10 protein-coding genes are annotated in these 14,697 nt (G+C 60.9%); all 10 read right to left on the reverse strand.

Features of this window, described 5'->3' with window-relative positions; translation table 11 throughout:
• Positions 1-200 (reverse strand): hypothetical protein (locus tag ACYYKW_RS22090; RefSeq protein WP_464991165.1); only part of this gene is annotated, 200 nt, incomplete at its 3' end.
• A 32-nt stretch (positions 201-232) separates the two neighbouring features.
• Positions 233-2,167 (reverse strand): calcium-binding protein, encoded by a 1,935-nt coding sequence (locus ACYYKW_RS22095; RefSeq protein ID WP_464991166.1) that lies wholly within the window; start codon positions 2,165-2,167, stop codon positions 233-235.
• Positions 2,168-2,320: 153 nt separating this feature from the next.
• Positions 2,321-5,908, reverse strand: a complete 3,588-nt coding sequence (locus tag ACYYKW_RS22100) for a glycosyltransferase (RefSeq protein WP_464991167.1) — start codon at positions 5,906-5,908, stop codon at positions 2,321-2,323.
• 108 nt (positions 5,909-6,016) lie between these two features.
• Positions 6,017-7,585: a flagellar hook-associated protein 3 gene (locus tag ACYYKW_RS22105; protein WP_464991168.1), complete on the reverse strand. Its 1,569-nt coding sequence runs from the start codon at positions 7,583-7,585 to the stop codon at positions 6,017-6,019.
• 13 nt (positions 7,586-7,598) lie between these two features.
• Positions 7,599-9,644: a flagellar hook-associated protein FlgK gene (flgK, locus tag ACYYKW_RS22110; protein ID WP_464991169.1), complete on the reverse strand. Its 2,046-nt coding sequence runs from the start codon at positions 9,642-9,644 to the stop codon at positions 7,599-7,601.
• Between the two features lie 25 nt (positions 9,645-9,669).
• Entirely contained in the window at positions 9,670-10,989 is a 1,320-nt protein-coding gene (flgJ, locus tag ACYYKW_RS22115; protein WP_464991170.1) for a flagellar assembly peptidoglycan hydrolase FlgJ, read from the reverse strand.
• 11 nt (positions 10,990-11,000) lie between these two features.
• Entirely contained in the window at positions 11,001-12,089 is a 1,089-nt protein-coding gene (locus ACYYKW_RS22120; RefSeq protein ID WP_011333019.1) for a flagellar basal body P-ring protein FlgI, read from the reverse strand.
• Between the two features lie 27 nt (positions 12,090-12,116).
• Positions 12,117-12,812: a flagellar basal body L-ring protein FlgH gene (gene flgH / locus ACYYKW_RS22125; RefSeq protein ID WP_042558188.1), complete on the reverse strand. Its 696-nt coding sequence runs from the start codon at positions 12,810-12,812 to the stop codon at positions 12,117-12,119.
• Between the two features lie 51 nt (positions 12,813-12,863).
• Positions 12,864-13,649: a flagellar basal-body rod protein FlgG gene (gene flgG / locus ACYYKW_RS22130; RefSeq protein ID WP_090282324.1), complete on the reverse strand. Its 786-nt coding sequence runs from the start codon at positions 13,647-13,649 to the stop codon at positions 12,864-12,866.
• Positions 13,650-13,694: 45 nt separating this feature from the next.
• Positions 13,695-14,435, reverse strand: a complete 741-nt coding sequence (locus ACYYKW_RS22135) for a flagellar basal body rod protein FlgF (protein WP_090282323.1) — start codon at positions 14,433-14,435, stop codon at positions 13,695-13,697.
• Positions 14,436-14,697 lie beyond the last annotated feature (262 nt).

The raw sequence follows: 14,697 nt of genomic DNA on the forward strand, positions 1-14,697 counted from the left end.
GCGAAGGGACCCGAGCCTGCGAGGGCCGAACGCAGGAGCAAGCGTTTTGGGTTACCTTTTTGGCGTTTGAAAAAGGTGACTCGCCGTAAGGGCGAAACCGCCAGCCGCCACACCAAAAAAAACGGATATTCACCCAAAAACCCAAGCGCCTGGTCGGCCCAGAGGCCGCCAAGGCCAAAACAAAAAAGGGACGAACCCAAAGATTCATCCCTTCTTTCAAAGCCCCCGACAACTACCCGAACATGGCAAACCCATCACCACCCGCAGGCAGCTCAAAGACCTGACCATCGGCCGTCTGAACATGCTCGATGGTGGCAAATCCCGCATACCAGTCCACCAGCCGCACACCATGGTCCGGCACGCCACTGCTACCGTCATTGGCACTGTGCAGATAAACATCATCGCCAACACGGGTTACGCTCAACTGACTGGCGTCAGCGATCGTGTTCAGAATCAGCGTGTCGTGGGCATCCAGCCCTTCATCCTTGATCGTCACCAACGCCGACGTGTCCACCACATAGGTATCATCGCCCTGCTCGCCAAACCCGCTGCCGCCCACGCTCGACGGGCCGGCGCCGTTGAAGATCAACACGTCATTGCCCTGCCCACCATAGGCCACGCCCCGTCCGAGGGTAATGTTGTCATTGCCTTCATCGCCACTGACCCAGGTAAACAGACCGTCGCGCGCAGCGATAATGACGTCATCGCCCAAGCCACCGAACAAGGTGTCGGACTGCCCGGCTGCATCGAGACCGGACGCCAGACCACCGTAGATATGATCGTTGCCATCGCCACCCTGAATCTGGTCGTCACCACCACCGCCTTCAAGGACGTTGTCGCCCCACTCACCTTCCAGAACATCATTGAACTGGCTGCCGCGCAGGCCTTCGATGTCGATGTAGACGTCATGGAAGGCGATACCGCTCTGCGCCCCCCAATTCAGCGAGGCGCTCAAGCCTTCAGCACTGTCGTCATAGCTGACGATGTCGATACCGGCGCCACCTTCAAAGTTATCGGCCCCCGCCCCGCCGAGCAGCACATCGTTCCCGCCCCCGGAAACGATCGTATTGTTCTCGTCATTGCCGTAGCCGGTGAAATCGCTGCTGCCGGTATAGGTCAACCGCTCAACGAACGCACTCAGCTTCAACTCGGAGAGGCTGGTGTACACATGATCGGTACCGCCCATGAAGCTGTCGTCTTCTTCGACAGTCACACCGGTGCTGTTGATCGTATAAACGTCATCACCGATACCGCCAGCCACCTTCACACCGCTGGCGTTGACGACAAAACGATCGGCGCCTGAGGAACCGATAACCTCTTCCACGTTGAGCAGCGTGTCACCTGCAAGGTTGCTGCCATTGCCAATCACGACATTGGCTACGTCGAAGGCGTAGCGGTAACTCACAGTGTCGTAGCCCTGCGCACCATCGATACTCATCGAGTCCTTGTGACGATAAATCACATCATCGAAGCCCGAGCCCTGAAGCGCTTCGATGCCGGTGAAGATATCGCCATAGGCGATGGTCAGGCCGTCGTAGTTGGTGAAGTCTTCGACTCGCACCCCTTCAAGGCTGTCGCTGTAGCTGACGGTGTCGTAACCGTCCCCCCCAACGAAATGATCGGCACCGTCACCACCCCACAGCCAGTCGTTACCGGCACCCGCGATGATCTCGTTGTCGGTGTCACTGCCGTAAGCCTTGAAATCACCGGTCCCCGTGAAGGTCAGCTTCTCGACGAAGCCAGCCATCTTGATGCTGTTGAGGCTGGTGCGCAGTTCGTCGTAGCCGGCCCAGTCCTGCTCGACGATGGTCACGTCTTCGGCGCTGACAATGTAGACATCGTCACCACTGCTGCCTTCCAGCGTCACGCCAGCTACCGAACTGCTGAACGTATCGTTGGAAAAGGTCCCGACGATTTTCTCAACGGACACCAGCGTATCGAGCTTGCCGTCGGGGCCGGCGACGGTGGCCGCACCAGTGGCTAACTGGACATTGATCCCAGAGGGTATTGCGTAGTAATTCGCAGTGTCGAAGCCGTCCCCGCCATCAAGCTCATCCGATCCCGTACTTGCCAGGAGGACATCATCCGACTCCAGTCCATAGAGTTGGTCATTGCCGTCGGTGCCCGACAGGACGTCCGCTTCACTCGTTCCATTCACGACTGTCATCACATCTTCCTTGCGTTGTTGTTGAAACCGGATCCGTCAGTGCGGGCATTGCCTGGACAGCGCGCAGTCCCTCGCCTGATCGACTCGAACAAATCGTTGAGCCTGTAAAAAAGGCGACCCGAGAGATCGCCTCAAATGAAGCCTTGCGACAGATCAATCTGCCAGCCAGCCGTATTCCCAATGCCGCAGGTTATCGCCGCGCAGCACGTAGTCGCGCAGCACCACTTCACGCAATTCATCGCCCATGCGGTAGCTGGCATCCGGATCAGCCAGATGCATGCGGATCGCTTGCAGCCACTCATCGGTCGTGTTGGTCTTGACCCGTGTGCACGGCAAGTAACCGCGATAGGCCTCGGTGTCGGTGCAGACCACCGGATAGCCGCAGGCGCCGTACTCCAGCAGGCGCAGGTTGCTCTTGCAGTCGTTGAAGATGTGAAACTCCAACGGTGCCAGAGCCAGATCAAGGTTCAGGCTGGCCAGTTTTGCCGGATACACATCCAGCGGGATCACACCGTGAAATTCGTGCATGTACGGCAGCAAGTCATCCGGGCACATGCCGAAGAACACCCAGTCGACTTCGTTGGCCAGTTCGCGTACCACCTCGGCAATCACCGCCAGATCGCCATGGTGACTGGTGCCGCCGCCCCAGCCGACACGCGGTTTTTTCGAGGTGCGGCGCTGACTGCGCAGATGCCCCCACAGATCCTTGGCCAACATGTTCGGCACCACGCGAATGTCGTGATGCATGTCCGACAGCGCGTTGGCCAGCGGCGCGGTCGAGACCACCACGCGATCGCACAAGCCAATCGCCCGGCGCACCATACGCTCCATGTCTGACTTGCCCGGCATATTGCGAATGTGCGCATTGCGATGGGGAACATCGATCACATAGTCATCGAGTTCGAAAATCCGTCGGGCATTGAAGAATTTCTTCAGCGGCGGGATTTCATCGATGGCGTGCTCCGAGTAGCGCCCCTGCAGGACGATCACATCGGGCGACTGACGCTCGATATCGATGATCGACGGCAAGCCGTAGCAGATTCGCCCTTCCACGCGGTTGGCTGCTTCCAGCTCGATCAATGGCTGGCTCATGCGGTAGTGACCGATGGCCGAAGCGTTGATCGGGACCGCGAGCACGTTCGGCAGTTGTGCCTTGGAGAAGGCACTCCAGCCGGTACGCAGGCCCGGTTCGAGACTGAAGTTGGTGGCGCCTACGCCCTGCAACGTCAGGTTGACGTTATAGGCCGGATCGCGCGCAACCAGTGGTAGCCAGCGTTGATAGAAGGTGTCCTTCTCCTCGGCGTGCTGCGCTTGCTCTTGCTCCGTCGCCGCGATAACTGGCTGCGTGCCCACCGCCAGCACGGCGTGCGGGTTCATCACCACCAGATAACCGTCGCGGCCAATGCGCAGACACAGATCCACGACATTGAGCGTTTGCTTGAAATCCTGCTCGTCCAGGCCGCCGGCCGCTTCGAATACCGATTTGCGAATCATCAGGCAGTCGCCACCGACCGCGCTCAGATCATGCACAGCCTGCAGTCGGTGCATATACCCATCCGACTGCATCGGCTGGCCATAGAACGGCAGTCCCGCCGGCCCATTCAGACCCAGGATCAGGCCGGCGTGCAGCACGCCACCGTCCGGGTTGAACAGCTTGGCGCCCACCACCCCGACTTCAGGGCGCTGTGCATGATTGAGCAGTTCGTCGAGCCAGTCGGCCTGGGTGATCACCGCAAAGGCATTGAGCAGCAGCACATACTCACCGCGCCCCTGGCGTGCGGCGAAGTTGTGCACGGCAGCGGCATTGTCCTTCTGCGCACACCGCAGCACGCGAATCCGGTCGCTGCCCAGCTGCGCCATGCCGTCCAGCCACGCCAGCGCTTCGGCGCTTTCGCTGCCGTTGTCGACCAGGAGCAACTCGTACTCGGTGTAGGCGGTTTTCTCCAGCAGCGTTTCGACACAGCGCTGCAAGGCGGCAGTCTGATCCTGAGTGACGATGATCACCGACACCAGAGGGCGCTGCGCGTGGCGGTAGTCGACACGATTGAGCGGCCCGTTCTGGCGGATTTCATGAGCAATGCCGAGGCGCTGCAGATGCGCCTCGAGAATGCGCGGACTTTGCTCCACCACACCAGGCTCGGTGAGCCATTGCGACAGGTCGAACTTGGACTCCAGCAGTACTTCAGCGACGTGGCCAATGACGTGCAGACCATCGCTTTCGGCCATCCGCCACAGCATGTCGTGTGGCGCCAGTTCGGCGAATGTTGGCGCAAACCCACCGAGCGCGAGGAAGCGTTCGCGCTGGAATGCCAGCGCTCGGCCGACGTATGGATAACTGCGCATGAGGTCGAGGTTGAAGTCCGGTTTGAACGCCGGCTCCGCCGATTCGCCGTCGCGCAGGCTGCCTTCATCGCTGTACAGACACGTCAGCGACCGCGAATGCGCGATGCGATCGGCCATCACCAGCAATGCCGGTGCCACCGGGCGATCGCCCGGTTGCAGCAGATAGAACCAGTCGGCGCCTTCGAGTTGCGGCAACAACTTATTGATCTGCTCCAGACCGTCATCCTGCAACGGCATGTGGAATACCCGATCCTGCAACTGCGCTTCGGTACAGGCGACGGACAGTACCAGCACCAGCTCCGGCGGATAGTCCTGGGCAGCGAGCGCTTGCAGGGTGCGCTCAAGCCCGTCGCGGCTACCCTGCGCATCGATGACGATCGGCACGATTCTCGGCTGCTGCGGCCAGCCCGCAAGGGTCTCCGGCAACCATTTTCGCTGCGTCTCGGTCAGCACCCGACACGCCAGCCACTGCGCATAGAGCTCGCCGAAACTGAAGCTGTCGACACCCACGCCCATTTCCTGGCGGCTTTGCTTGGTACCCAAGGTACGGCTCAGCGGCAGTTCGTCCCAAACGCGAGGCAACTCGTCGGCCTTGGTCAGTCGCACGTAGCGAACCCAGCCCTTCGCGGGCGCCGACTCGCCGCTGCGCACTTTGAGCATTTGCGAAAGCCACTCGCGCTCAACCTCGGCAGCATCCTTCATCGGTTGCTGCGCGCTCAAACGCTCAGGGTAAAGTCGCTCGGCGCTCAGAACATTGTTGGACGTCACCATGTTGCCGCGTCGCAGCAGACAGACATACAAGGCAAAATCCAGGGTCGCAACGAAACATGCACCCTCTTCAGTGAGCGCCGGCAACAGTTCGGCGACATCGGCACGCCGGAACAACGCACTGCTGAAGCCGCCGAGGACGTTGACCGGGAATTTTTCGAAAATGCTCAGCACATCGTCGCCTTTGAGCAACGCGCTCACGGGTGATAGCGAGCTGTTTTCCAGACGGGCCGGCAGAATGATGTCGTTGGCGTCCCACAGCAGCCGTTGAGCGATCACCAGACTGACTTCTTCGCGCTGTAACTCATGGGCTTGCTGTTCGATGCAGGCCGAATAGAGCAGGTCATCGTCACACAGGAATTTGATGAAATCGCCGCGCGCCTGCTCGAGGCAGACCTTCAGATTGCCCACCAGCCCCAGGGTCTGCGGGTTGCGAACGTAGCGCACCTGCGCCCCGGTTTGCTCCCTGACCAGCCTGACGATGTCCTTGATCTCGTCACCACGACTGTCATCGCACACGACGATGTCGAGATTGCTGTAAGTCTGGCTGACGGCACTGTTCAACGTCCGCTCGAAAAAACGCGGATTGAACGCAGGAATGGCAATGCTGACGAGGGGGAGTGAATTCACGGCGGGCTCACAGGCGGTACGAGCCCGCTCGGAAAAACGAGCCCTTGGTACCGCAAAAATCATTAACAGAGGGACAAGATCAGCGGGCGCTCACGCGCCCGCTGACCGTCAGATCTTGTTGAACAGACCCAACTGGCTGATCTTGCTGAACGCCAATTGCGAGGCTTGCAGCATGGTCTGCTGCAAGGTCAGGCGGGTCATGACTTCGGCCGGATCGGAATCGCGGATCGAGCCTTGGGTCGTGGTGTTCGCCGTGCTCAGGCTGTCGTTGGTGATGGCCTGCATGTCCAGTGCCTGACCGCGCGCACCGATGGTGGTGACGGCGGTGCCGATCTGATTGGCGGCGGCGTCGATGTTGCCGAGGCCCGCCTCCATGGCGCCCTGCAGTTTCTGCTTGGCAACCGGATCGCCATCGACCGGGGTGTTCAGCGCCGTGATCATCTGGCCCAGGGTGTCGAGCACGTTCTGGGTCTGGTGATTGTTCGGCTGGATCGAGAACTGATCGCCAGTCGCTGGTGTACCGCCGAGGGCGAAGGTCACACCGGCAGCGGTCGCGTTGCCACCGACCACGGTGCCCGAGGATACCGGCTTGCTGTCGGCGGTCACTGGCGCTGCGTACAGATCGAAATCGGTCGCGCTGGTGAACTTGAGGACTGCCCCACCCTGCGGGAATGCGGCGGTATACGCAGCCTGGTCGGTGATGGTCGAACCGGTGATCACCGACGTCGAGGTATTGCCCGGGCTGCGCGTGGTGGTGAACGAATCAGGCGTGCTCGACAGCTGGAAGCTGTGCCCGGCAATGACTGCGTCCGGGTTGGTGTCGCCGGCCTTGAGGTTGACGTTCAACTTGAGGTCGACGCCACGGAAACTGACGGTCTGGTTGGCACCGCTGCTGTTGCTGATCAGGCCGTTCTGGCTGGCTTCGGCGGTGACGTCATTACCCAGGGCATCGGTGATTTTCAGCTGGGTGCTGCTGACAAAATCGATGGTATACGGCTGACCGGCGCTGAATTTGGCATCGTAGCTGGCAGCAGTGCCGACAGTGCCGTTGGACAGCACGACACGGCCGTCATCCACAGCGGGTGCGGTCATTTTGGTGTTGGTGCGACCGGTGTTGATGGTTTGCTGGAAGGCGTCCCAACCGGTGGTATTGGTGCCGACAGTCATGCCGTCGCCAATGCCCAGATTGATGGTGGTCTGGTCGCCGTTGTAACTGAAAGTGCCGTCGGCGTTTTTCGAGTATGGCGCGGTGTCGGTTTTCGAACCGGAGAACAGGTAGTTGCCGTTGGCGTCCTTGGCGTTCATCAGGCCCAGCACTTGTTGCTGGATCTCGCCCATTTCCGAAGCGTAAGCCTGGCGGTCCTTGTCGGTGATCGTGCCGTTGTTCGCCGCCAGCGCAAGCTCTTTGGCACGCGCCAGCGCCGTGGTGATCGAGTCCAGCGTGGACTCTTGCACGTTCAGTGCGCTTTTGGTGGTGTCGACGTTGGTCTTGTACTGATCAAGCATCGCGGCCTGCTGGCCCAATTGCAGCAAGCGCCCGGCACCGATCGGATCATCGGCGGCGGTGTTGATGCGCTGCAGGCTGCTCGCCTCGCTGGCGGTGGCAACGGCCTTGTTGAAGTTACGCTGATAGTCCGAAGCTTGCGTTCCGTAATACTGAGCGGTGGAAATGCGCATGAATTACGACTCCTTAAAGGCTGTTGATCAGCGTGGCGAAAGTTTCCTGCGCAGCTTTGATGATCTGCGAAGACGCTGTGTAGTACTGCTGGTATTTGACCAGGTTGCCGGTTTCTTCATCCAGGTTGACCCCGGACAACGAATCGCGCGCGCCCTTGGCGTTGTCCAGAATCGCGCTGGTTGCAGCGCTGTCGGACTTGCCCTGGGCGGTCTTGGTACCGACGTTGGTCACCAATTTGTTGTAGGCGTCAGTCAGGCTGATGCCCTTGCTCGCCGAACCCGTGTCGACGCTTTGTGCGGTTTGCAGGCCGACCAGTGCCTGCGCGTTACGGTTGTCCGAAGACGCCGCACCGGTCAGGTTCATGGTGAAGGTCTCGCCGGATTTCGGCGTGCCGCCCACGGTGGTCTGCACGGTGAAGGTTTTCTGCACGTTCGGCGTGACAGTCGTATCCATCACCGGGTTGCCGCTGGCGTCGACGATGCCGACTTTCAGATTCAGGGTGTTCGACTGGCCCGGAACGATGGTGCCGGTGCCGATGGTCGCGCCTTTGGCGTCCACCAGGTTGTACGACTGGCTGCCGCCGCTGGTCGCGCCGAATACCAGTTTGACCGGCGTCGAATTCTTCAGCGCCGCCTGCATGTCGGCCTGGGCGGTCGGGTTGTAGATGTCGATCTTGTCGCTGAGCGTCGGCTGGGTGTAAGTGCCCAGACCGTTGGCGCTGGCGACACCGGTCAGCGGACCGGCCGCAGCGATTTTCTTCGGATCGGTGAGCACCGTCTGGATGCTCGCGGCTGCGTTTCTGGTCGGCGTGACCTTGAACGAGTCACCGGCGCTCAACGCACCGCCGTTGAGCGCGAGGGTGAAACCGTCGATCACGGGTGGCGGGTTGGTCGTGGTGCTGAATGCGCCCATGTCGGTGCCGTCGGAACGCTTGACGGTGTAGTCAGTAGCGCTGGTGAACGTGACCTGATAATCGCTGGTGGTCAGCTTGCCGGTGTCCTTGATGGTCACATCGAGGTTGCCGGAGCCAGCGCTGTTGCCGTCTTTGGCAATGCTGCGCTGACTGATCAGCGCGGCGCTGTTGATGTTGTTGAAAATCGCCGCGCCGAAGTCACCGTTCTTGTCGATGCCCTGGGCTTGCTGGCGGTTGATCTGATCGGCGACCACCAGGGCCACTCGGCCCAGCTCGTTGAGCGACGGGTCGAGGACTTCCTTGCGATAGGTCAGCAGACCGCCGATTTCGCCACCGCTGATCACCGAGGTGATGTCGATGGTGCTCGAGCCGCGGTCCATCTGAATGGCCATGCGCGACGGATCGTCTTTGCTGGCAACCATGCTCAGGGTGTTGGTGGTGTTACCGATCACCAAGGGCTGGCCGCTGCCGACGTAGATATCGAAACTGGTGCCGCGCTCAACCACTTGGGCGCCGGTCAGCACCGACAGTTGGCGCACGGCTTCGTTACGGCTGTCGAGCAGGTCGTTCGGCGCGCCACCGCTGGTGGAGATCTCGCCGATCTTCTGGTTCAGGTTGGCAATCGAGGTCGCCAGCTTGTTCACCTGGGCGGTCATGTCGCCCAGGCTGCCGTTGATCGTGGTGTTCTGGTCGTTGAGTTGCTTGGCGATGGTATTGAAACGACTGCTCAACGCCTGCGCACCAGTCAGCACCGATTGGCGCGAGGTGTCATCGGTGGCCGAGGTCGACACGCCTTGCAACGAAGTGAAGAACTTCTGCAGTACGCCGGTCAGGCCGGTGTTGGTGTCGGACAGCATCGCGTCCAGCGGCGTCGCCTGCTTGAGAAAAGCAGCCGATTCGCTGTCCAGCGAAGTCGCCGTATGCAGCTGCGATTCCAGGTACGAGTTGTACACCCGGCGCACGTCGGCCAGGGTCGTGCCGGTGCCGATGAACACGGTGCCGTACTGCTGCGACGACTTGGTGCCCTGTACGGTTTGCTGACGCGAATAACCGGCGGTGTCGACGTTGGCAATGTTGTTGCCTGTCGTAGCCAGAGAGGACTGGCTGGCCGACAGTCCCGACATCCCGATATTGAGCAAACTCATGGTTCAGACCTTATTACCTGGTGCCTTATAAAGGCGTGGTGGAGACACCCGCCGCAGCGTAGTTTTCGAAACTGTTCATCTGCTTGGCAATTTGCGAAATCTTGTTGGCGTAGTTCGGGTCGGTGGCGTAACCGGCCTTCTGCAACTCGCGTACAAACTGTTCTGGGTTATCGGCCGACTTCAGCACTTCTTGATAGCGATTGTTGCTCTGCAGCAACGTCACCAGATCGTGGAAGCTGTCCTTGTACGAGGCGTAGGAACGGAATTCGGCCGTCTCCTTGACCATCGCACCGTTGCGGAATTCGCTGGTGATCGCCCGGGCCGAATCGCCCTTCCAGTTGCTGCTGGCCTTGATGCCGAACAGGTTGTGGCTGCTGCTGCCGTCCTGAGCACGCATGACCGACTTGCCCCAACCGGTTTCCAGCGCAGCCTGGGCCACCAGATAACGCGGATCGACGCCGATGCGGTCGGCGGCTTCCTTGGCCATTGGCAGCATGGTGTTGACGAATTCGTCGGCAGAGCTGAAAGCCTTTTTCGGCGGCGCCAGCGGAATCTGCGCCATGGCACGACCGTAGACCTGCATCTGGCCGCCTGCGGCAGCCTTTTGTTCTTCGGCGCGGGCCAGCCAGTCGCCGTTGTACAGCGGGCCGGAACCACCGATCGCCGGGGTCGCGGCACGTTGTGGCAAGGCGTTGCTCGCCACCGCTGCGGTAGCGGCAGCAGCAGTTGCAGGCGCAGACGGCACCAACCCGGCGAGCAAACGATCAGCCAGTTTCGGCGGCAACGCCAGACGACGCTGATTGATCAATTGCATGTCGTTGCGGTGGGAGATATCGGTGTTCGGCGCATTCACCGAACGCGACGCCCACAACGGCCGTTCGCCATTGAGTCGCGACAACGGGCCGTTTGTGGCAACGGTGCCAGCGGCAATCGGCGTCGGCACCGCGGCCGCCTTGGCCAGCGCTTCCTGTTGCTTGGCGGCGGACGCCGCCGCCGCTTCGTCCGGGGCCATCGGCTTGTTCTTCGACATCTGCCGGATCAGCACGTCAGCCAGGCCAATACCTCCGCCCTCGCGGGACATGGAAACCGCCAGTTGCTGGTCGTACATTTCCTGATACTGCTTGGCAGCCGGCGTGTTCAGCGGGTTGTCCTGGCCGAGCGCGTCGGTGGCCGAGCGCATCGACTTGAGCATCTCGCCAAGGAACAGCGATTCGAATTCCTGCGCAACCTTGCGCATGTTTTCGTCACTGTTCTTGTCACCGACCTTGAGCTGGTTCAGACGATTGAGGTCGGAGTACGAACCCGAATCGCTGCTGCTGACCAGACCGCTTTTGCGCATATCCATGGTGGTCGGCCTCAGATCACGATCAGGTCGGCTTGCAACGCACCGGCCTGCTTCAGGGCTTCGAGGATGGCCATCAAGTCACCCGGTGCCGCGCCGACCTGGTTCACCGCGCGCACGATCTCGTCGAGGGTGGTGCCCGGGCCGAACTTGAACATCGGCTTGGCTTCCTGCTCGGCATTCACCCGCGAACGCGGGACCACTGCAGTCTGGCCGTTGGACAGCGGGCCCGGCTGGCTGACGATCGGGTCTTCGGTGATGGTCACGGTCAGGCTGCCGTGGGTCACGGCGGCCGGCGAGACTTTCACGTTCTGGCCGATGACGATGGTGCCGGTGCGCGAGTTGATGATGACTTTCGCCACCGCCTGACCCGGATCGACTTCGAGGTTTTCCAGGATCGACAGGTAATCAACGCGCTGGCTCGGATCGAGCGGCGCGGTGACGCGGATCGAGCCGCCGTCGATGGCTTGCGCAACGCCAGGGCCAAGCATGTCATTGATCTTGTCGACGATGCGCTTGGCGGTGGTGAAGTCGGAGCGATTGAGGTTCAGCGTCAGGCTGTTGCCCTGGTTGAAACCGCTCGGCACCGAACGCTCCACCGACGCACCGCCAGGGATACGACCGGCCGACGGAACGTTGACGGTGATCTTCGAACCGTCGCGACCTTCGGCATCGAAACCGCCGACCACCAGGTTGCCCTGAGCGATCGCATAGACGTTGCCGTCGATACCCTTGAGTGGCGTCAGCAGCAGTGTGCCGCCACGCAGGCTCTTGGAGTTACCGATCGAGGACACGGTGATGTCGACCTGCTGACCCGGCTTGGCGAACGCCGGCAGGTCGGCACTCACCGACACCGCCGCGACGTTCTTCAACTGCACGTTGCCCGAGCCCGGCGGCACCTTGATGCCGAACTGCGAGAGCATGTTGTTGAAAGTCTGCAGGGTGAACGGGGTTTGCGTCGTCTGGTCACCGGTGCCATTAAGCCCGACCACCAGGCCGTAACCGATCAACTGGTTGGAACGCACGCCGGAAATGCTGGCGATGTCTTTCAGCCGCTCGGCGTGGGCACCGAAGGCAGCGGACATCAACGCGGCAGCCAGCATCAGGTGTTTGAATTTCAAAGTCGCCACCTAGAAAGGGAACAGCGGGCTGAGGAAGAAACGGTCGAACCAGCCTGGCTGACTCGTATCGGCAAACGCACCGGTACCCGAGTAGGTGATGCGTGCATCGGCGACGCGAGTCGACGACACAGTGTTGTCGGTGGCGATGTCATCGGCGCGGACCATGCCGGCGATGCGCACCAGTTCGTCACCGGTGTTGAGGGTCAGCCACTTCTCGCCACGCACGGCGATGATGCCGTTGGGCAACACATCGGCCACGGTCACGGTGATCGAACCGGTCAGGCTGTTGCTCTGTCCGGACTTGGCGTCACCCTTGGTCGAACGGTCGGCGCTGTAGCCGGCGTTCAGGCTCAGGTCACCGCCACCGATCGGGTTGTTGGTGGTCAGGCTGGAGCCGAACAACGAGGTCAGACCGATGCTGTTGTCGCTGTTCTTGTCCATCTGCGAGTTGGCATTCTTGCTCGCCTGGGTGCGCTCGTTCAGGGTGATGGTGATGATGTCACCGACCCGGAACGCCTTGCGGTCGCTGTACAGGTTCTGCTCGAAACCGGCCTGATAGATCGAGCCGTTGTTGGCGGCAGCCGGCAACGGTGTGCGCGGCAACACCGGGGCGTAATACGGGTCATTGGGCTTGGGCGTCGGAGCGACGCAGCCCGCGAGCGAGACGACCCCACTCAATGCCAGAACAGATACAAAGCGATTCATGACCCTACCTCACGGTGTTGCTGGCGACCTCAGGCCGCCCCATAGACTTGATTACAGATTCTGCGTTACGAACGAGAGCATCTGGTCGGCGGTGGAGATCACCTTGGAGTTCATCTCGTAGGCGCGCTGAGTGGTGATCATGTTGACCATCTCTTCAACGGTGCTGACGTTTGAGGTTTCCAGGGTGTTCTGCAGCGTGGTACCGAAACCGTTCAGGCCCGGAGTACCGACTTGCGGCGCGCCGGAAGCGGCGGTTTCCAGGAACAGGTTGTTGCCTACCGCTTGCAGACCGGCCGGGTTGATAAAGTCGGCGGTTTGCAGGTTGCCGATCACCTGGGCAGCCGGGTTGCCGGCGATGGTCACCGAGACGGTGCCGTCACGGCCAACGGTAAAGGTCTGCGCGTCGTTCGGAATGACGATCGCCGGCTCCAGCGCGAAGCCGCTGGCGTTGACGATCTGGCCATTGGAATCGAGGTGGAAGGTACCGTCACGGGTGTACGAGGTGGTGCCGTCCGGTTGCAGGATCTGGAAGAAACCGCGACCGTCGATGGCCATGTCCAGCGGCTGCTCGGTGGTTTGCAGGCTGCCGGCGGTGAAGTTTTTCTGGGTGCCGACAATGCGCACACCGGTACCCACTTGCAGACCCGACGGCAGTTCGCTGTCCTGGGTCGACTGGGCGCCAGGCTGGCGCTTGATCTGATAGAGCAGGTCCTGGAACTCGGCGCGATCACGTTTGAAACCCGTGGTTGAAACGTTCGCCAGGTTGTTGGAAATGGTGGTCAGGTTGGTGTCCTGGGCGGACAGACCGGTTTTGGCAACCCATAGAGCCGGAAGCATTCGATTCTCCTCGTGCGCCTGTTTTACGGCGCGACGTTCTGATAATTAGCTGATCTGCAAGACCCGAGCCATGGCCTGGTCGTCGTCTTTGGCGGTGTTCATCATCTTGACGTGCAACTCGAACTGCTTGGCCAGGGCCAGCACCGAAGTCATTTCTTCAACGGCGTTGACGTTGCTCGACTCAAGGAACCCCGAGACCAGTTTGACGTTGGCATCGGCCGGCGCCGGTTGGCCGTCCCTGGTGTAAATCGAGCCGTCGAGGCCTTTGTTCATGTTCTTGATGTCGGGGTTGACCAGTTTGATCCGGTCGACTTCGGCCATGACCCGTGGGCCCTCGCCCATCGCGCGAATGCTGATGGTGCCGTCTTCGCCGACTTCGATCTGCTGCTCGGGCGGTACGGCGATCGGACCACCATTGCCCATCACCGGCATACCGTTGCCGGCACGCAGCACGCCGAGGGCATCGACGTTGAGGCTGCCGGTGCGCACGTAGCTTTCGCCGCCGTTGGGATTCTGCACGGCGATCCAGCCATTGCCGCTCACGGCGACGTCGAGGTCACGGCCGGTCTGCACCAGCGAGCCCGGGGTGAAGTCGGTGGCAGGCCGTTCGCTCATGGCAAACGCACGCGCCGGAAAGCTGTCACCGAACACCGGCATCGAACGCGCCTGTTCCAGGTCGCGCTGAAAACCGTTGGTGGAGATGTTCGCCAGGTTGTTGGCATGCGCCCGCTGCGCCAGTGCGTTCTGGCTGGCGCCGGTCATTGCCACATAAAGGTACTTGTCCACACTCTTTCCTCTGCATGCCGGACGTTTGCCGCCCACCGCTGTACTGCTGAGCCATAAGCAATTAGCAGACCAACTTTTTATTGGCGGCCCGAGGCCCGGTAAACAAAGGGCTTGAGGGTTTTGCGGGGGAAATTTGAAATGTATCGAAGACGAAAAACCGGCGGTGTCCTGCCGGTGAGTGGCAACCTTTGACATCAGCCAACGGCGGCCACCCCCGTCGCGAGCAGGCTCACTCCTACAGTTGACCGCGTTCCTTCAGATG

The organism is Pseudomonas sp. 15C (assembly GCF_055484735.1).